The sequence below is a fragment of the Kibdelosporangium aridum genome, assembly GCF_900176515.1.
Taxonomy (GTDB): Bacteria; Actinomycetota; Actinomycetes; order Mycobacteriales; family Pseudonocardiaceae; genus Kibdelosporangium; species Kibdelosporangium aridum.
This window is the reverse complement of the sequence record NZ_FWXV01000013.1, coordinates 1-18,878: the sequence shown is the minus strand read 5'-3', so window position 1 is coordinate 18,878 and position 18,878 is coordinate 1. Positions and strand designations below refer to the sequence as shown.

The window sequence follows — 18,878 nt, the reverse complement described above, 5'->3', positions numbered from 1 at the left end:
AAGGTTCCGTCATGACCGGATACTTCGTGACAGGCGGAACCGGCTTCCTGGGCAGCAGGCTGGTATCGCGGCTGCTCACCCTGCCTGACTGCACCGCGGTGTACGTGCTGGTACGCCCCGGTTCGCTGGCTCGGTTCGAGAAGCTCGCCCGGATCTGGGACTCCGGGCGAGTCGTCCCGGTCACCGGCGATCTGACCGAACCGCTGAGCGCCTCGCCGCCCGGCGTTGACCACGTGGTGCACCTGGGAGCGATCTACGATTTCACGGCGCCGGCCGAAGCGAACGAAATCACGAACGTGAACGGTACCGGTCATGTGATCGAATTCGCAGGCCGGATCGGCGCCAAATGGTTGCACCACGTTTCCTCGGTCGCGGTGGCCGGTGACTATCGCGGGCGTTTCACTGAACGGGATTTCGATCTCGGTCAAAACCTCCCTTCGCCCTATCACGCGACGAAGTTCGCCGCCGAGAAGCTGGTTCGTTCGCAAGACGCAGTACCTTGGCGCGTTTACCGGCCGTCCGCGGTGGTCGGTGACTCCCGTACCGGAGAGATGGACAAGGTCGACGGCCCCTATTACTTCCTGCCCGCGATAACCCGGTTGTCCCGCCTGCCTTCCCGATTGCCTCTCATCGCCCCGCACCTCGGTTCGACGAACATCGTTCCGGTCGACTACGTGGTCGAAGCGCTGGTGTACCTGATGCACCAGGACGCGCCGTCGGGGTCGACGTATCACCTTGGTGCTGAACGCAACCAGTCGTTGACCGAGGTCTACAACGCCTTCGCCGCCCCGGCAGGTGCGCCTCGGATCGTTGCCAGTCCGCGGGTTCCGGCGTTGGTCCGGGCCGGCCGCGCGGTCGGTTCGGCGGCTGGTCGCCTGGTTGACCGGCTTCCGGGCGGCCGCGAAGCCCGGGACGCGGTGCTGACCGAGCTTGGCATCCCGCCCCAGGTCATCCCGCATATGGTGATGGAGCCCAAGTTCTCGACTTCCTCGACGGTCGCGGCGTTGCAAGGCAGCGGAATCACGTTGCCATCCCTGTCTTCCTACGCACCCCGGCTGCTGCGGTACTGGTCGTCACACCTGGACCCGTACCGTGCCCGCCGTGCCGACCGCTCAGATCCGTTGGCAGGACGACGAATCCTGATCACCGGCGCCTCGTCCGGCATCGGCCGCGCGACCGCGTTGGCGGTTGCTCGCCGTGGAGCGCAGGTGTTTCTGGTGGCTCGGCGCGTCGACGAACTGGAGTCCGTCCGCGCGGAGATCGTCGCGGCAGGCGGATCCGCGTGGGCTTATCCGTGCGATCTGACGGATGGTGCCGCAGTCGACGCGCTGATCAAGCAGGTGCTGTCCGAGCACGAATCCGTTGACATGCTTGTGAACAACGCGGGCCGGTCGATCCGCCGCTCGGTGTACCTGTCGGTGGATCGGCTGCACGACTTCGAACGCACGATGGCGCTGAACTACTTCGCTCCCCTGCGGCTGACTCTGGGTTTGTTGCCACATATGCGGGAACGTCGTTTTGGACACGTGGTCACGGTGACGACCATGGGTTTGCAGAGCGACACGCCCAGGTTCGCGGCTTATCTGGCGTCGAAGGCGGCGATCGAGGAGTTCGGCCGGGTCGCCGGCCGGGAGACGCTGGCCGACGGCATCACTTTCACGTCGGTCCGGATGCCATTGGTCCGTACGCCGATGATCTCGAAGGCCGCGTACCGGGCGATGCCCGCGATGAGCCCGCGACGCGCGGCCGAGATGGTCATCAACGCGTTGGTGCACCGGCGTGAAGTCGAGAACCGGCCCGAGGGCGTGGCCATGGAGCTGGCCAGGATGGCCGCACCGCGGACGTCGCGCCGGGTCGCGAACACGCTGTACCGGATGATGCCGGAGACCGCGCCGGAGGCCCGATCCCGTCCGCAGCCGCCATTGGCCAGCGTGGCCGCGACCCTCACCAGATTGGTGTGGCGGAAGCTCTGAGTATCTTGTCGCAGTGGCAACGGTCGGCTGGGAAACATGTGACGAGGACGAGTGCATCGGAGTCCGGGCTCGGGGCACTTCAGCCTGCATCGCGCATCTCGAGCCACCCGTCCGGGACGATGTGTCGCGCATGCTCCTCGACTCGTCCTGCGACTTCCTGCGCGGGGTGACCGTTGACAGCAACCTGCTTGTCTGGCTTCTCACCCTTGCCCCGACGAGCGATGACGGTCACGTCCGGATGGCGAATCCGGGGAGGTGCCGAAGCCACAACAGCTGGCCCAGATCTACCGGCGGCTGCGCAAAAGTCGTGAGGACGCCAAAGACGAACCCGGCGCCATCGACTTCTACTACGGCGAAATGGAAATGCGACGTGCGTCCGCCCGGACTCGCGGCTTCTTCAACGTCGAACACCTCATCCTCAGCCTCCACTGGCTGACCTCCGGCTACGGCACCCGCGCCTGGCGCGCATTCACCGGTCTCCTCGCGATCATCCTGGTGGCAAGCGTCCTCTTCACGATCTGGGGAATGCCACCCGGCAACGGCTGGCCAACCGGCCTGCGCGTCTCACTCGAGTCCGCGACTTCACTTCTGCGCGCCCCGGCGGGAACATTCACAGCAGCGGGCGAATGGTTCGTACTTGTCCTGCGCCACCTCGGCCCTGTCCTGCTCGCTCTGGGCGCGTTAGCCCTGCGTAGCCGGGTCAAACGCTAGGGTTTCAAGCCACTGATACCTCGCTGAAACCCGGCTGATCCGGCCTGCGGTCACCCTCGCCGACATGAATTCACCGGCGATCGCGGCCAACGGGCTGCGGAAGTCATACGGCGACAAGCTCGTGCTGGACGGGATCGACTTGGCCGTCCCGTCCGGCACGGTCTTCTCGCTGCTGGGGCCCAACGGCGCGGGCAAGACCACCACTGTGGAGATCCTGTCCACTTTGATCACCGCGGACGACGGCGTCGCGCACGTCGCCGGGTTCGACGTGGCCAAGCAGACCGATGATGTCCGGCACTGCATCGGTGTCACGGGCCAGTTCGCAGCCATCGACGAACTGCTCACCGGCGAGGAGAACCTCCTGCTGATGGCGCAGTTGCGGCACCTGGGCAACGGCCGCGAGATCGCCAAGGACCTGCTCAGCCGGTTCGATCTCGTCGAGGCCGGGTCCAAGCTGCCTGCCACGTACTCCGGGGGTATGCGCAGGCGGCTGGACCTGGCGATGACGCTCGTCGGCGACCCGCGGATCATCTTCCTCGACGAGCCGACGACCGGGTTGGATCCGCGCAGCCGCCGCACCATGTGGGAGATCATCCGTGCCCTGGTCGCAGACGGGGTCACGATCTTCCTGACCACGCAGTACCTCGAAGAAGCCGATCAGCTCTCCGACCGGATCGCCGTGCTGGACCACGGGAAGATCGTCGCCGAGGGGACCGCGGCAGAGCTCAAGCGACTCGTCCCCGGTGGGCACATCCGCCTGCGGTTCGCGGACATCCACGGGCTGGACGCCGCAGCACGCCGGCTTCCCCACGCGATCAAGGACGACGAGGCGCTCACGCTCCAAGTGCCCAGCGATGGGAGTGCCAGGGAACTACGGGCCGCGCTCGACCGGTTGGGCGACATCGACATCGAGCAGCTCACGGTGCACACGCCGGACTTGGACGACGTCTTCTTCGCCCTCACCACTCACGGAGCAAGGACATGACCGACTCGCTCATCATGTTGCGGCGCAACCTGAAACACTCCATTCGGTATCCGTCGCTACCCATCAGCAGCATTGCCGTACCGGTCCTGATGCTGTTGCTGTTCGTGGGAGTGTTCGGCAGCACATTGACCGCGGGCCTCAACGGAACCGACTACATCGACTACGTCACACCAGGAATCATCGTTCTGACGGTCGCGTCCGGCAGTATCTCCACCGCTGTCAGCGTCAGCCTGGACATGACCCAGGGCATCATGAATCGCTTCCGCACCATGGCGATCTCGCGTGCCGCGGTGATGTCCGGACATGTCGTCGGCGGCGTGATCCAGACGATGCTCAGCATCGTTCTCGTGGTCGTCGTGGCTGTCCTGCTGGGCTTCCGGCCGAACGCCGGTCTGGTCGAATGGCTTTCCGCAGCGGGCATCCTCGTTCTGATGGCGTTCGCGCTGGCATGGCTGGCCGCCGGGATCGGTCTCACCGCCCGCGGTCCGGAGTCGGCCAGCAACCTGCCGCTGCCGTTCACGTTCCTGCCGATGCTCGGCAGTGGTTTCGTACCAACGGATTCGCTGCCTGGCTGGCTGCGGTGGTTCGCCGAGTACCAGCCGTTCACACCGATCAACGAAACACTCCGCGGCCTGCTGATGGGTACGCCGACCGACGACGCGCCGATCGCGGTCGTCTGGTGCGTCGGCCTCACCGCCGTCGGATACCTGTGGTCCCGCCGCGCCTTCACGAAGAGGACAACCCGATGACTGACTGGAACGCCCATCCCGCCCACTTCTGGATGCACGGTCACCGGCCTGCGAAGACCGTCGAATTCGCCGAGCAGACGGGGTTCTGGACCGTCTCAGGGTATTCGGAGACACACCAGATCCTGTCCGATCCGGTGACGTACGCCTCCGACATCGGGCGGTTCTTCCCGCAGGGCGACACCAACGACCCACTCGTCAAGCAGCTGACGGAAGGCAACATCCTGCAGATGGACGGCGCGGCCCACCGCGACCGTCGCAGGGTGGTCAGCCGTGCGTTCACGCCGAAGATCGTCGCCGCCATGGAGCCCCGGATCGCCAAGCTGGCGGGCGACCTCGTGGACGGTCTGGTCGGCCGGGACGAGTTCGACTTCGTGTCCGAAGTGGCCTATCCGCTGCCGATCTCCGTGATCGCCGAGCTGCTCGGCGTGCCGGTGAGCGATCGCGACCTGTTCGTCTACTGGGCGGACAAGCTGTTGGAAAGCAAGAACATCTATCACGAAGCGGAGCCCAGCCAAGACGTGCAGGCCGCTTCGATGGCCGCGTTGCGGGAATTCGTCCCGATGGTCGACTACCTCAACCAGCACACGGCCGAACGGCGTCGTCAGCCGCGTGAGGACCTGCTGACCATGTTGGTTCAGGCCGACATGCCCGACAACGAGATCACCCACTTCGGCATCCTGCTGCTGTTCGCCGGGCACGTGACCACGACTCTGTTGCTGGCCAGCACGATCATGTGCCTGGACCGGTATCCGGACGTCGCCAGGCAGGTGCGCGAGGACCGGTCCTTGATCCCCGGACTGATCGAGGAATCGCTTCGGTTCGTCAGCCCGGTTCCGGCCATCTTCCGGGCGACGGCCGTGGACACCGAGATCGGCGGCCACGCGGTGCCCGCGGATCAGCTGTTGATGCTCGCGCTCGGCGCGGTCAACCGGGACCCGCGGCAGTTCGCCGACCCCGAGGTGTTCGACATCACGCGGGATCCCAATCCGCACTTGGCATTCGGGCGTGGCGCGCACTTCTGCCTCGGCGCACCGCTCGCCCGTCTCGAAGGCCGGATCGCGATGAACATCCTGTTCGACCGGCTGGGTGACCTGCGCATCGAGACACCACCGGTGTTCCACCCGTCGCCGGAGATGTGCGGGCCCAGGCACCTACCGGTCAAGCAGGTCCAACGCGGCGATTCGTAGCCGATCGAGCGGCAGGGTGGCGTATTGCGGCACGGCTTCGGCATACGCCACCTTGTCCACCGCGGCACGCGCCCGCGCGGGCGACATGGTCGGCTGAAAGCTTCGCAGGTATTGGAAACGCTCAGCCAAAGCGATCATCCTCGCCGCTTTGCCCGGGCGCGGTTCGGTCATGCCGACCGCGAGCAGCAACGCTCCCCAGATCGGGAATTCCCGCAGGAAGGGCGACGGGTTGGCGGTCGGGTGTTCCAGCAACCAGGCCAGCCTTTCCGGTAGGTGCTTCGCCAGGTCCGCGACGAGATCGAGGCGACCGTGCTGGGCGTGCGCGACGACGGCGGCCGCTTGGACTTCACTCAGCAACGGGTCGATGCCGGTGGATCCGACGCGGTATTGCGTGCCCACGTGCGGGTTGATCCGGTCGAGCGCTCGTCGCCACATCGCAAGACCGGCATCGATCTCGCCCCGCGCCAGCAGGACCTCCGCCCGGACGCCGACTCCGAACGACCCTTCCGTGCCACTGTCGGCCCCGTGGTCCGCCACCGAGTCCAGCCACTGCTCGACGCCGTCGAGCTTTCCCGCGTGCAGATTGGTGAGGATCAGGGAGATACCGACGCCGGTCACATCCTTGTCGAAGATGTCAAGCGCGGCAAGGTAATGCGCTTCCGCTTCGGTGTGCTCGCCCAAGTGGAGGTACAGGTCGGCGACCCTGACATGCGTGGCCATTCGTAGCCACGGCGTGGCGTCCGCCACCAACGCATGCGCTTGGCGCGCTGCTGCGAGCGCCGCGCGCGGGTCGAGCTCGCTTTCCTTGACGTAGCTGTCCACGAAGCTCGCCGCTGCGGCGACCAGTGGCTCCTGACTGTCCCGATTGGCCAGAAAGGCCGCCAGCGCCTTGGGCAACGTGTCCGGTTTCGTAGGCGGCATACGCTTGAGAATGACCAGGCTGCGCACTGCCCGTGGCCCTTGGATCATCAACGTGGTGACGGCGCACATGACCGCCGCGGTTCGGGTCGCCTCCAGGTATTCCGGTTCAGGACGGTAGTGCGTGAGGATCCAGGCGATCTCGTTGGCGAAGGCCATTGTCCTGCTGTAGTTGGATCCCAGCAGCCATCCGCAGGTGAGCACTGCCGCGGTGGCGGCGACCGTCGGACCGTCGACGCGCTCGATGCCGTATCGCAGGGCCATGATCAGGTTGTCCTGCTCGGCGTCAACCTGGAACAACGGCCCGAGCGGATCGGGACCGAAGACCAGATCGTAGTGGGTCAGGCAGAAGTTACGGGCCCACGCCAGGAAAAGGCCGATGTCGTGGTCATCTTCCCGTTCCGCCGCAGCGAACTCACGGACCGTTTCGAGCATCTGGAACCGGACTCCGGCCGCGGTGTCGTGTGCTTTGAGCAACGACTGGTCCACGAGGTGTTCCAGTGCCTGTTCGACGCCCACGTGTTCGGCTGCCGCATAGGTGAAGCCAGCGGGGAACAGCGACAGCACGCGCATTGCCTGTTTACCGGCGTCATCGAGGAGGTTCCAGCTCCAGTCGACCACCGCGTGCAGCGTGCGGTGGCGGGTCGGCGCGTCACGGGAACCGCCCCGTAGCAACGTGAACCGGTCGTCGAGGCGGCTGGCGATCTCGGGAACCGACATGACTCGCACCTTCGCGGCCGCCAGTTCGATCGCCAACGGAAGTCCGTCAAGGTGATCACACAACTCCGTAACCGCGTCCGGCGGCAGGTCGGCACCAGGCCGCGCGGCCCTCGCGCGTTGGCTGAACAACTCGATCGCCGTGGGCAACGGCAGTTCACCGAGCAGATACACCGTTTCCGAGGACAAGCCGAGCGGTGCACGGCTCGTGGTCAGGATCCGCAGTTCTTTGCTCGCCGATACGAGTGCCTGCGCCAGTTGTGCGGCTCCATTGAGGACATGTTCGCAGTTGTCCAGTACCAGCAGGGCGGACTCGAGCGAGTTCAGGCGTTGCTCGCCGAGGACTGACGAGACCTCGTTCTCGACGTCCGCATCGGTCGCGGCACCGGCGAGAGACACGAAATACACGTGACACTCGGCTTCCCGGCTGACCGCGTGCGCCAGTCTGGTCTTGCCCATCCCACCGGGCCCGACGATCGAGGTGACTCGCGACTTCGTCAGCAGGTCCGTCACGGCCGCGATGTCTTCGTCCCGGCCAAGCAGCGCGTTCGGTTCGTGCGCCACACCTCTTTTGAGCGTGTCGCCTCGAAGCAAGCGCTGGTGCAGGGCCTGCAACGCAGGGCCCGGATCGGTGCCGAGTTCGTCTCTGATTCGGCGGCGGTACTCCTCGTACGTGGCCAGTGCGCCCGCTGGGCCCGCGATCGCGGCTTGGGTGCGCATCAATTCCAGGATCAGCTCTTCGTCCTGCGGGTGCTGCGCGACGAGGTGTTCCAGGGGTTCTTTGGCTTCCGCGTGCTTGCCTGACTTCGACAAAGCCAGCGCGTGAGTCCTGCACAGCGACCGGTGCGCCTGCGTTCTTTTCAAGCGCAGCAACGACAGTGGGTCCGTACCGTCGGCGCCTTCGCCGTTCCAGAGGGCAAGCCCGGCTTGCGCTTGAGTCAATGCGGTTTCGTAGTTCGCGGTGGTCAATGCCTTCGCACTGGCCGACGCGCTGATCAGGATGGCCTCGGTGTCGATTTCGGCTTCGGAGAGTGCGATCCGATAGCCAGTTGGCGTGCTCACCACGAAGTCCGGACCGAACTGGCCGCGTAGCCGGGAAACGAGGATGTGCACGGCCTTTGCCGGGTTCTCGGGCTGTCCGGCCGGCCAGAGCCCGTCGATCAGAGTGCCGAGGCTCGCGCCTCTGTGCAGGTCGTCTGCCAGCAACGCGAGCAGGGCACGTAACCGCGGGGCAGTCACTTCCTGCCCTTGGTACGCCACCTTGCTCAGCAGCGTCAGCTCGATCGGCACATCACGAGAATAGTCAGGCGTCGACCATCCGCGCTCCGGCCCGGCGTTGACGGCGGTAGTCGGTGGGCGACAACGAGAACTCCCGCTTGAACGCCTTGCTGAACGCGAACTCGGACTGGTAGCCGACCTGACGGGCGATCGCGGCCAGCGGTTGGTCTCCCCTGCTCAGCAACTGGCCCGCCTTGGTCATCCGCCACCAGGTGAGATAACTCAGCGGCGGCTCACCGACCAGCTCGGCGAAGCGACGCGCGAACGTCGCCCTGGACAACCCGACGTGCTCGGCGAGGCCGGCGACCGTCCACTGTGCCTGCGGCTCTTGTTGGATCCGGCCGATCGCCGCCGAGATCGCCGGATCGTCCAATGCGGACGCCCAACCGCCGCTCTTGCCGTGGTACCAAGTCCGCACGATGTACAGCAGCAACAAGTCGAGCAGCGCAGGCACGGCGGCGCTGGTACCCGGTTGCCGTTCGTCCATCTCGGCACCGAGAAGCTCCACAATGGACCGCACGCCCGGCTCGGGCGCCACCTTCGCGGGCAGGTGGATGACTTCGGGCAGAGCAGCGATCAACGGATGCGGCCGGATGTTGTTGAGGTAGTACGAACCGCACAACATCGAGGTCCGTGGGCCGTCACCGTCCGGGATGTCCTCCGCCGCGACACCGCCCATCGGGAATTGGGGCGATTTCGGGTCGTCAACCAAGGCATGACTGCGGCCGTGTGACACGAACACGACATCGCCCACGTTGAGCCGGATCGGATCGGCGTCGCCCGGCGGCAGCATCCAGGCCGCACCCTGCAGGATCACGTGAAATCCGGCGCCGCCCAGCGCCGGGAAGCGCATCCCCCATGGCGCACGCAGGCTGCAGCGCGCCGAGGTCGGCTCGCCGGCCCGCATCGACGCGATCGCCTCCCCGATGATGTCCACGGGACCAGTATGTCTGCCGATGCTGCGACGGCGTGGATGTGCTGGCAGCCGAGTGGGAAACGGCGCTGGACGCTCGCCTGGCGATCTGTCCGGCGTCACCGGTGGCTATGACGGGCCGGAACCCCATGGAGGGGCAATCTGACAACCGTTCGGATGCCCACCGCACGTCGCGCGGTAACCCCCGAACCAAGATCGTCTCCCAGTCTTCCCCGAACATGGCAGAGGCCCTTTCCCCCTGAGCGAGGAAAGGGCCTCTGACCTGGGGTGAGTGACGGGACTTGAACCCGCGACTTCCTGGACCACAACCAGGTGCTCTACCAACTGAGCTACACCCACCATGCTTGCTTGAAGCGACAGTATCGTAGCGCGCGCGTCCGGGCAGCTGAAATTCAGGGGTCAGGTGTCGGCTTTGAGCACGCGTTCTGCCGCAGCCCGGGCTTCTTCGCTGGAGGGTCCTGGCTGGGGGACGAAGGCTGTGCTGCGGTAGTACGCGAGTTCTTTGATCGATTCGCGGATGTCCGCGAGTGCCCGGTGGGCGAGGCCTTTGCCTGGCTGTGCGTAGTAGATGCGGGGGTACCAGCGCCGGCACAGTTCCTTGATCGAGGAGACGTCCACCATTCGGTAGTGCAGGTGGTTGTCCAGTTGTTTCATGTCACGGGCGATGAAGCCGCGGTCGGTCGCGATGGAGTTGCCTGCCAGGGGTGCGCTGCGGGCTTCGGGCACGTAGGTGCGCACGTAGTCGAGGACCATCTGCTCCGCGTCGGCGAGTGTCACCGTCGAGCGACGGACTTCTTCGGTGAGGCCGGATTTGGCGTGCATCTCGCGGACGACCTCGGGCATGGTCGCCAGTACGTCGTCGGATGCGTGGATGACGACGTCCACGCCTTCGCCGAGGATGTTCAGCTCGGCGTCGGTCACCAACGCGGCGATTTCGATCAGGGCGTCGTTCACCAGATCGAGCCCGGTCATCTCGCAGTCGATCCACACCAGATGGTCACTCACCTGGTCGAGCCTATCTTGCGGGGCGTGCGGCGGGCTTCGAGCTGCGATACGCGTGTCCCGGTTCTACCGTGCTGAACGTGGACAAAGCGCAGGAAATCGCCGCCGGTTACGTGACCGAGGGCCAGGCGGTGCGGCTGGGGTCGGTCGTGGTGGACGGGCAGGTGGACGCGTCCGCGGTGATCAAGCTCCCGTTGGCGACCCTCAACCGGCATGGTCTTGTGGCCGGGGCCACGGGCACTGGCAAGACCAAGACGTTGCAGCTGATCGCCGAGCAGTGCGCGGCGGCCGGTGTTCCTGTGCTGCTCGCCGACATCAAGGGGGATCTGTCCGGTCTGGCCAGGGCGGGGGAGGCAGGTGACAAGGTCGCCAAGCGGGCCAAGGAGACCGGTGACGACTGGCAGCCCACTGCTTTCCCGGTCCAGTCGATATCGCTGGGGACGGGCGGTCCGGGTGTTCCGGTGCGGGCCACGATCACGAGTTTCGGGCCGATCCTGCTGTCCAAGGTGCTCGGGCTGAACGACACCCAGGAGGCCACCCTCGGCCTGATCTTCCACTGGGCCGATCAGCGCGGACTGGCGCTGCTGGACCTCAAGGACCTACGTTCGGTCATTTCCCACCTGACCAGCGATGAGGGCAAGGCCGACCTGAAACAGCTCGGTGGCGTGTCGGCCAGCACGGCCGGTGTGATCCTGCGCTCGTTGTCCAATCTGGAGGCTCAGGGCGGCGACGAGTTCTTCGGCGAGCCGGAGCTGGCCGTGGCCGATCTGCTCAAGGCGGGCACGATCTCGTTGCTAGAGGTCGGTGAGCTGCACAACAAGCCCGCGCTGTTCTCCACGTTCCTCATGTGGCTGCTCGCCGAACTGTTCCAGGAGCTGCCCGAGGCCGGTGACCTGGACAAACCCAAGCTGGTGTTCGTGCTGGACGAGGCGCATCTGCTGTTCAGCGACGCCTCGAAGGCCTTCCTCGAACAGATCGAGCAGACCGTGAAGCTGATCCGCTCCAAGGGCGTCGGTGTGTTCTTCTGCACACAGCTGCCCACGGACATCCCGAACGCTGTGCTGTCCCAGCTCGGTGCCCGGATCCAGCACGCGTTGCGCGCGTTCACGCCTGACGACCAGAAGGCGTTGGCGCAGACGGTGAAGACGTATCCGACAACCAAGCACTACGAGTTGGACAAAGCGCTCACATCACTCGGCACAGGCGAGGCGATCGTCACAGTCCTCAGTGAACGCGGCGCGCCCACCCCGGTCGCGTGGACGAGGTTGCGCGCACCGCGTTCGCTCATGGGCACCATCGGCGTCGACGCGATCCGTGAGGCCGCCAAGGCGAGCGAGTTGCACGCGAAGTACGCCGAGACCATCGACCGCGAGTCGGCGTACGAGAAGCTCGCCGCCAAGGTGGCGCCGCCGCCCTCTGGCCAACCGCAGGAGGAACCACAGGGAGAACCACAGAAGGACGAGCCCGGCGCGTTGGAGAAAGTCCTGACGAGCGCCCCGGTGAAGTCGTTCCTGCGGTCGGCGGCCAGCGCGCTGGGCCGGGAGATCACCCGTGGCCTGTTCGGTACGGCGAAACGGCGTCGTTAGACCGACGGGACGTTGCCGCCGTCGATCCGGTACTCGGCACCAGTGATCCAGGACGCCTGGTCGGACACCAGGAAGGCGACCAGGTCCGCGACTTCCCGTGGTCTGCCGGGCCGGCCGAGCGGCACACCACCGAGTGCCTTCAACAGCTCGGCCCGCGCGATGTCCGGGTCGGCCGAGAACTTCTCCAGAACCCGTTGTGCGCCTTCAGTTTCGATGAACCCGGGGAGTACCGAGTTGACCCTGACACCTCGCGGGCCGAGCTCGGCCGCGAGGCCCTTGCTGTACGCGGTCAGCGCGGCCTTGGCGCTCGCGTAAGGCAATGGCCCGGTTGTCGGCATCAGCCGGGCGATCGACGTCACATGGACGATGGCGCTGCCCTCGGCCATGTGCGGGATGACCGCGCGATCGATCCGCATCGGCGCCAGCAGGTTCAGGTCCAGGACGTCCTGCCAGTCCTGATCTCGGTACGACTCGGCCGGGCCTGGCTCGAAGTGGAAGCCACCGGCGTTGTGCACCACGATCTCGATGCCGCCGAAGGCCTCCAGCACACCGTCGACCACTTGGTGGACCCCGGCGGCGGTGCTGATGTCGGCCTTGATGAACAAGGCGGCGGGTGAATCCACCGCCGAACGGGCGGTCGTCGCCACGCGGGCGCCGCCGGCCATGAGACGGGAGACGATCGCGGCGCCGATTCCCTTGGTGCCGCCGGTGACCAGTGCCCGCTTTCCGCTCAGGTCCATCTCAGTACCCCGGTTTGACCGCGATGATCATCAACGTGGTGATCCGCTGACGGGTGACGGTGAAGTAGTAGCTGAGCACGAGTGGGTCGGGCAGTCCGGTCTTGTCGTACGTGCCGTCCAGCTTGGCGTCGACGATCCAGGTGTCGTAGTGCTTCCGGGCACCGACAACGTCCATGGTCACCTTGTTGCCGATGATCTCTTTGTCGATGAATCGCTTGATGGCCTCGGCGCCCCAGAAGTTCCGCTGATCGTCGTTGACCAAGGCGTCGTCCGCGAAGGTCGCGAGCATTCCGTCGGCGTCGTGCGCGTTGCCTGCCTCGACGAATCGAGTCACCACGCTTGGCAGTTCTGTCATGCAATCCACGCTACGAGCGCCTGATGAGACGATCCATGTCCGTCTGTCTGCTATTCATGTCCGATCGTCTGAACGCGCCGAATCACCGTAGATCGCGGTTGCCATGGGGCAGGCCGAAAAGAAGGACAGAACCCCGGGTAGCAGAAAGCCCCGGACAGCAATGCCCGGGGCTTTGCGGAGGCTGGTTACTTCTTGCCGCCCTTTTGGTATTCCTCCCACGGCAGCTGCCAGTCGCTCAGGCCGTCCCAGGCTTGCAGGGCCTTGCCGCCGGAGTTCCGGACCTCGAAGATGTCGCCCTTCGCGCCGATCTCCTGCATCCAGCGGGCGTTCTCGGTCGACATGTTGATGCAGCCGTGGCTGACGTTGCTGTTGCCCTGCTGCTTGAGCGACCACGGCGCCGAGTGGTAGAAGATCCCGCTGTTGGACAGGCGGCTGGCCACTGCGACCTTCGTGCGATAGCCGCCGGGCGAGTCGGCTGGGACACCGTATGTGCCGGAGTCCATCGTGTAGTTCTGCTGCTCGGTCATCACGGTGTAGATGCCGTTCGGCGTCTCGTGCTTCGGCTTGCCCATCGAGATCGGGATGGTCTTCACGACCTCGTCGTTCACCGACACCGTCATCTGCTTCGTGGCGCCGTCGGCGACCGCGACGACCTTGTTGCCGATGGTGATCGCGGCTTTGCGGTCTTCCTTGCCGAACACGCCTGGGCCGAGCGACTTGCCGTAGATCGCGGCGTTCACCGTGATCTTGGTACCGGACTTCCAGTACTCCTTCGGCCGCCAGTGCACCTCGTTGTCGCGGAACCAGTGGAACGCGCCCTCGGTCGCGGGCTCGGTCGTGATCTTCAGCGCCTTCTCCGCCGCCGCTTTGTCCGCCACGTTGCTGGAGAAGTAGAACGCCAGCGGCTGGCCGACCCCGACCGTCTGGCCGTCCTGCGGGATCATCGAGACGCCGATCTGCCTGCCCGGCTTGACGGTCGTGAACGACGACGTCATGGTCGACGGCTTGCCGTCGGTGCCGGTGCCCGCCGCGTTGATCGTGTACGACTTGCTGTAGCCGAGCGGCTCGGTGGACTCCCACTTCATGCCGTCCGGGGTGAGCGCGCCGGAGACTGCCTTACCGTCCTGATTGGTCACAGTGACCTGAGTGAGCTTGCCGTCGGCGGCCGTCACCGAGATCGGGTCGCCGGGCGCGATGTTGGCGGCCTTGTCCGCGGGCGTGATCGACATGGCGATCGGCTTCGGCTGCGGCGCAGGCGAATTGCTCGACGTCGTACCGCCACCGGTTGTGGGCGTGCCGGATGGCTGTTGCGCGTTCGAGTCGCCCGACGAGCAACTCGCGACCGAGAGCACAGCCATGGCTGTGGCAAGCGCCACAATCGATCGTCGCATCAAGACCCCACCCATACGTCAGCCCCGCCGAATCCGGTGCCCGAGCCCTTCCTCCCCGTCCCCAGCAGGGCTCGAACATGCCAATTGTGCCCTCTAGCTGGGGGAGTGGATCAACCGGGGGTCCGATTTCGAGCGCCGGCGTAGCCCATGCTAAGGTTTTCCCCGTTCGCAAGGGAGACCTTGCGAGCGCCGCTAGCTCAACTGGCAGAGCAGCTGGCTCTTAACCAGCGGGTTCGGGGTTCGAGTCCCTGGCGGCGCACCCCCAAGGCCCAGGTCGGCAGTGTCGACCTGGGCCTTTTGGCGTCCGCGAAGCCCGTTCCGCGCGCAGCCGAAAGAATGGGGGCATGGCCGGGATTTTCGTCAGCTATCGACGACGAGGGCAGCATTCGGTGACGGTCGGCGCCCTCGTGGATCGGCTGAGCCGCTATTTCGGCGCGGACCAGGTTTTCGTCGACAACCAGATCGAGCCGGGTGTCCGGTATCCCGACCGCCTGCGCGCGAAACTGTCCGGCAGTGACGTGGTCGTCGCCGTGATCCATGACGGGTGGCTGGCCGAGTTCGCCGAGCAACGACCCGTCGACTGGGTGCTTTTCGAGATCGACACCGCGTTGCGGGAAGGCATCCCGGTGATTCCGGTGTTGCTGGAGGACGTCGATCCGCCGCAGCGGCACGAACTTCCCCAGCAGATCACCGAGGTGGCCGTCCTGCAGGCCGCGCGGGTCCGCGGCGCCACGTTTCCCTCGGACATCGACCACCTGGTGCGGATGCTGGAGCGGCACGTCGCGCCGGTCGCCGTCGCGCCGCCGAAGCCCGCGGAAACGCCGCGACCGAAACGGGTCGCCGGCCGGATGCTCGCCTGGGCGCTCGGCCTGTTCCTGATCAGCCCGGTCCTCATGCTTCCCGATTCGAACTGGCAGCTGTGGGAATGGTTCACGTTCGCCGCGTTCGGGTCCACAGTGATCCTGGCCGTCATGTCATTGCTGACGATGATCGCCATTCCGTTGGTCAAACGGCTGACCTACCGCTGGGACGTCGAGGCGGGCACCATGTCACTCAGCGAGGCGACGAAAAGAAGATGGCTGTTGCTCGCCCTCGCCCTGCTTCCCTTCGTGTACCTGCTGTCCAAATTCGGCACGAACCAGGACGGTGTGTGGCAGGAGTGGGAAGTCTGGTACCTGATCGTCATCAGCATTGTCGCGGCGTTCTTCGTGCACCGGTCATGGCGGCGCTCCGCCGCACGCGACTACGACTGGCCGCCACCCGTCACCACGGAACCCGCGGTGTTCCGGCGAGCTGCCAACCGGTTGTACGAGCGGCTGACCACCGATCCCGACTGGCGTGGCACCCGGTCGCGGGCGAACCAGTGGCAGGCGGTGTCGGTGTACCTGGACCTGGCCGAAGTCCGGCTGGCACTGCGCGACCGGGCCGCGAAGTCGTTGCCGCAGTGGATCAAAGCCGGTCATTCCGGCGAGATCACCGCCTACCTCGGCTGGCTGGCCAGCATTCTCGCGCTGGAGATCGTCGCGGTAATCCTTGCCCCGGCGGCGATCGGGCCGTACCGGCTCATCGGTGTGACAGTCGCCGCCGCGCTCGTGTTCACCGCGGCGAAGACAGTGACCGAGTTCTACACCGACCGGAAAGACGTGGCCCGGTGGATCGGTGAGCTGTCCGACTGGCAGGGAAAGATCGGGCCGTTGGTGTTCTGTTCCTGACGAACTCGCACAAATACGGGTTCTGCCTTCATTCCACACTTCTGGGCGATCGCATGGTCCGGCTGGACGAGGCATCCTGCGAATCTCGTGCCGAGGGAGCTAAATGAGGGGCACCGTCCAAAAAATCTTGTTCAACGGCGGGGAGAACTCGCCGTACGGATGCACGTACCTCCCGACACGACCCGACGACTGCCTTCCGGGAGGGCACAAGTGGCATCGACCGACAACGGCGATCTGGTCAGCAGACTGCGGTCGACCGAGTCCGACGTCCGGCACCACGCGCAGACCCAGCTCTACGAACTCTGCCGGGTTCAACTGGTCCCCTATTTCCGCCGGCGGCTGCGGTACGCGAGCGAAGTCGACGACTACGTGCACGAGGTCTTCACCGGCGCACTGGAAACCATCCGCCGGGGAAACGAGCCGCAGAACGTGGCGGCCTGGCTCACCGGTATCGCGCAGAAACTCCTCGCCAAACACTACGAGCAGCTGAAACACCGCGCGGACGGCGAAATACCGGAGCAGCCGTCCACGCCTGCCGAGGTGAGCCTCCAGCTCGACAAGCCGGAACTCGCCGAGGACGAACTGCCGGAGCTCACCGAGGACCTCGAGGAGTTCCTGGGCAAACGCGAACTGTGGCGCACGGTCCGGGTCGCCATCACGGCGATCACTCCGAACCTCAGCCGTGTCATGGACACGCACATCAAGCTGACTCTGCGCGAGCAACGCCGAACCACCACCGCGGAGCTCGCGAGTGAGCTGGACATGCCGCCTGACCGCGTTGAGCGTCAACTGCACCGGGCGCGCATGGCCACCGTGACCGCAGCGACCGCCCTGGTGCTCGCGCGGACGGGCCGAAACTCATGTTCGGTTCTCGACGGCATGTTGTCCGACGAGCAAAAGCGTGCGGGCGAGAAGCTCGTCCTGGACGTCAAGCAGTCCAAAGCAGTCGCCAAGCATGCCGAGGCCTGTGTCCACTGCGCACCTCGCGCCGATGCCGCGGGCAAGTACGTGCTGTGGGCGATAGGCCCGGGACTCATCGTCGTGAGTGACGACGATGAACGGCGCCGCGCGGTAGCAGCGCTGTTCAGCCGCGCAGACTCCGTGCCGGTCGGAAACGTGGTGGCCGTCGCCGAACCCACGGTCGTGGCGGTCGGGCGGCAGGTGGCGGGCACGCGTCCGCCATCGGGCGGGTCGTTCGGGACGTTGGTGCGGGTCAGCAGCTCGCGGGTGATGAACTCGGTCAGCCACATCACACAGGACCCCATGGTTTTCCGCGCCGTGGCCGGTGCCGCCGCAGCGGTTGTCCTTGGCGTGTGCGGGTTGCTGACGTCCTCAACACCGGTCACGCCGCCTCCTCCGTTCAGCGACGCGTCCCAGGCTCCGGTGGACCTGAAGCCCGATCCGGTCGTCAACCGGCCCGCTTCGCCGACCACCAGCACTCCAGGTCCGACCAGCGTTCCGCCGGTCCGGCCAGCCACACCCGTCAACACGCCAGCGCCCGCGAACACGCCTGCCCCCGGGAACACGCCTGCGCCGCAGCAACGGCAGGCGCCCGCCGAAACGCCCCAACCCGCGGCAACGACACCTGGAACCACGCCTGGGCCGACACCACCGGCGAGCCAAACACCCCGCGACGGAACACCCCCACCACCACCGCCTTCGTATGACGAAGTCGTCATCGACTTCACCGACGTCGCCTACTCGACCTTCACGGTGTCCGGTGCCGAGGGATGGCACGACTCCAAGCAGGTCCGCCGGATGCGGCTCGATCCCGGCGTGCACACCCTGTCCACGGCGCTGGGCCAGAAGTTCACGTTCACCGTGACCGACACGAGAACAGTCGATTACGACCGGAACCTCGAAGGGACGCTCACCGGCAGCGGCACGAACACGTTGTCCGTGCACGGAAAACCAGTCACCCTCAACACCGACGACGTCGACTACGTCTCCACCGGAGTCGGCGGAACCTACCAGACGACTGACCGCACTCACACCTACAAACTGTTGCCGGGCAACCACTACTTCGTCTTCAACAACCAGGCTTCGCTCCCCTTCGCGATCACCCAGCAAGGAAACGTCGGCTACGCACCGGAACTGCAAGGAATGCTGACCGGTGCGGACACGAAGACCTTGGCCGTGCACGGGAAGCTGATCACCCTGCACACGGCTGGCGTCGACTACGCCAACACGACGCTCGGCGGGATCAACTGGCGGACACCGCAACCCAGCCGCGTCTACCGGCTTCTGCCCGGCGGGCACTATGTGTTGACGTCCAACGGGATCACCGTTCCCTTCACCGTGACTCCCCAAGGACGCGTTGGCTACAAACCGGAACAGGACGGAACCTTCACCGGCGCGGGAACAACCGAACTGGCGGTGCACGGCAAGCCGATCACCGTCAACACGGCCGACCTGGACTACGCCGACACTTCACTCCTCGGTTTCACCTGGAAAACGCCCAGCACCAACCGCACTTACAAATTGCTGCCCGGCAACCACCACCTGACCACCTCCAACGGAGTCAACACTCTCTTCAGCGTGACTTCACAAGGACACGTCACCTACAAACCCGAACAACGCACCGTCTTCACCGGCGAAGGCACAACCACCCTGACCGCACACGGCAAGCCCATCACCATC

General features: G+C 65.7%; 14 protein-coding genes and 2 tRNA genes. 9 read left to right on the top strand and 7 right to left on the bottom strand.

Annotated features, from left to right (window positions below):
* The first annotated feature begins 11 nt into the window (after positions 1–11).
* The 5 genes from B9C43_RS47280 (at position 12) to B9C43_RS47260 (ending at position 5,605) form a co-directional block, all read left to right on the top strand.
* Complete coding sequence (locus B9C43_RS47280; protein WP_084433882.1) at positions 12–1,973, top strand: SDR family oxidoreductase; 1,962 nt, start codon at positions 12–14, stop codon at positions 1,971–1,973.
* Between the two features lie 255 nt (positions 1,974–2,228).
* Positions 2,229–2,684, top strand: a complete 456-nt coding sequence (locus B9C43_RS47275) for a hypothetical protein (RefSeq protein ID WP_084433881.1) — start codon at positions 2,229–2,231, stop codon at positions 2,682–2,684.
* 64 nt (positions 2,685–2,748) lie between these two features.
* A complete protein-coding gene (locus B9C43_RS47270; RefSeq protein WP_084433880.1) occupies positions 2,749–3,669 on the top strand; it encodes an ATP-binding cassette domain-containing protein in 921 nt (306 codons plus the stop codon).
* Positions 3,666–4,418: an ABC transporter permease gene (locus B9C43_RS47265; protein WP_084433879.1), complete on the top strand. Its 753-nt coding sequence runs from the start codon at positions 3,666–3,668 to the stop codon at positions 4,416–4,418. Before B9C43_RS47270 ends, B9C43_RS47265 begins: the two co-directional genes overlap by 4 nt.
* Positions 4,415–5,605 (top strand): cytochrome P450, encoded by a 1,191-nt coding sequence (locus B9C43_RS47260; RefSeq protein WP_084433878.1) that lies wholly within the window; start codon positions 4,415–4,417, stop codon positions 5,603–5,605. The genes B9C43_RS47265 and B9C43_RS47260 overlap by 4 nt, the downstream gene beginning before the upstream one ends.
* Here B9C43_RS47260 and B9C43_RS47255 read toward each other — a convergent pair.
* From B9C43_RS47255 to orn, 4 genes are all read right to left on the bottom strand, one after another.
* Positions 5,570–8,530: an AfsR/SARP family transcriptional regulator gene (locus B9C43_RS47255; protein ID WP_084433877.1), complete on the bottom strand. Its 2,961-nt coding sequence runs from the start codon at positions 8,528–8,530 to the stop codon at positions 5,570–5,572. The two genes, B9C43_RS47260 and B9C43_RS47255, sit on opposite strands and share 36 nt — an antisense overlap.
* Positions 8,531–8,543: 13 nt before the next feature.
* Positions 8,544–9,455: an AraC family transcriptional regulator gene (locus tag B9C43_RS47250; protein ID WP_084433876.1), complete on the bottom strand. Its 912-nt coding sequence runs from the start codon at positions 9,453–9,455 to the stop codon at positions 8,544–8,546.
* Positions 9,456–9,715: 260 nt separating this feature from the next.
* Positions 9,716–9,791 (bottom strand) — tRNA-His (locus B9C43_RS47245).
* Between the two features lie 60 nt (positions 9,792–9,851).
* A complete protein-coding gene (gene orn / locus B9C43_RS47240; protein ID WP_033389349.1) occupies positions 9,852–10,457 on the bottom strand; it encodes an oligoribonuclease in 606 nt (201 codons plus the stop codon).
* A gap of 68 nt (positions 10,458–10,525) precedes the next feature.
* On the opposite strand from orn, the gene B9C43_RS47235 reads away from it, so the two are divergent.
* The gene (locus B9C43_RS47235; protein ID WP_084433875.1) at positions 10,526–12,040 is read left to right on the top strand and encodes a helicase HerA-like domain-containing protein; all 1,515 of its coding nucleotides are present in this window, start codon (positions 10,526–10,528) and stop codon (positions 12,038–12,040) included.
* Here B9C43_RS47235 and B9C43_RS47230 read toward each other — a convergent pair.
* The 3 genes from B9C43_RS47230 to B9C43_RS47220 form a co-directional block, all read right to left on the bottom strand.
* The gene (locus tag B9C43_RS47230) at positions 12,037–12,780 is read right to left on the bottom strand and encodes an SDR family oxidoreductase (protein WP_084433874.1); all 744 of its coding nucleotides are present in this window, start codon (positions 12,778–12,780) and stop codon (positions 12,037–12,039) included. The two genes, B9C43_RS47235 and B9C43_RS47230, sit on opposite strands and share 4 nt — an antisense overlap.
* Before the next feature lies 1 nt (position 12,781).
* The gene (locus B9C43_RS47225; RefSeq protein ID WP_084433873.1) at positions 12,782–13,135 is read right to left on the bottom strand and encodes a nuclear transport factor 2 family protein; all 354 of its coding nucleotides are present in this window, start codon (positions 13,133–13,135) and stop codon (positions 12,782–12,784) included.
* A 185-nt stretch (positions 13,136–13,320) separates the two neighbouring features.
* Positions 13,321–14,526: a L,D-transpeptidase gene (locus tag B9C43_RS47220; protein WP_327225020.1), complete on the bottom strand. Its 1,206-nt coding sequence runs from the start codon at positions 14,524–14,526 to the stop codon at positions 13,321–13,323.
* 186 nt (positions 14,527–14,712) lie between these two features.
* Between B9C43_RS47220 and B9C43_RS47215 the strand changes: the two genes are divergently transcribed.
* The 3 genes from B9C43_RS47215 to B9C43_RS47205 all read left to right on the top strand — a co-directional run.
* A tRNA-Lys gene (locus B9C43_RS47215) sits at positions 14,713–14,785 on the top strand.
* Positions 14,786–14,870: 85 nt separating this feature from the next.
* Positions 14,871–16,238 (top strand): TIR domain-containing protein, encoded by a 1,368-nt coding sequence (locus B9C43_RS47210; RefSeq protein ID WP_084433872.1) that lies wholly within the window; start codon positions 14,871–14,873, stop codon positions 16,236–16,238.
* Positions 16,239–16,448: 210 nt separating this feature from the next.
* On the top strand, positions 16,449–18,878 hold a 2,430-nt coding region (locus B9C43_RS47205), incomplete at its 3' end, for an RNA polymerase sigma factor (protein WP_084433871.1).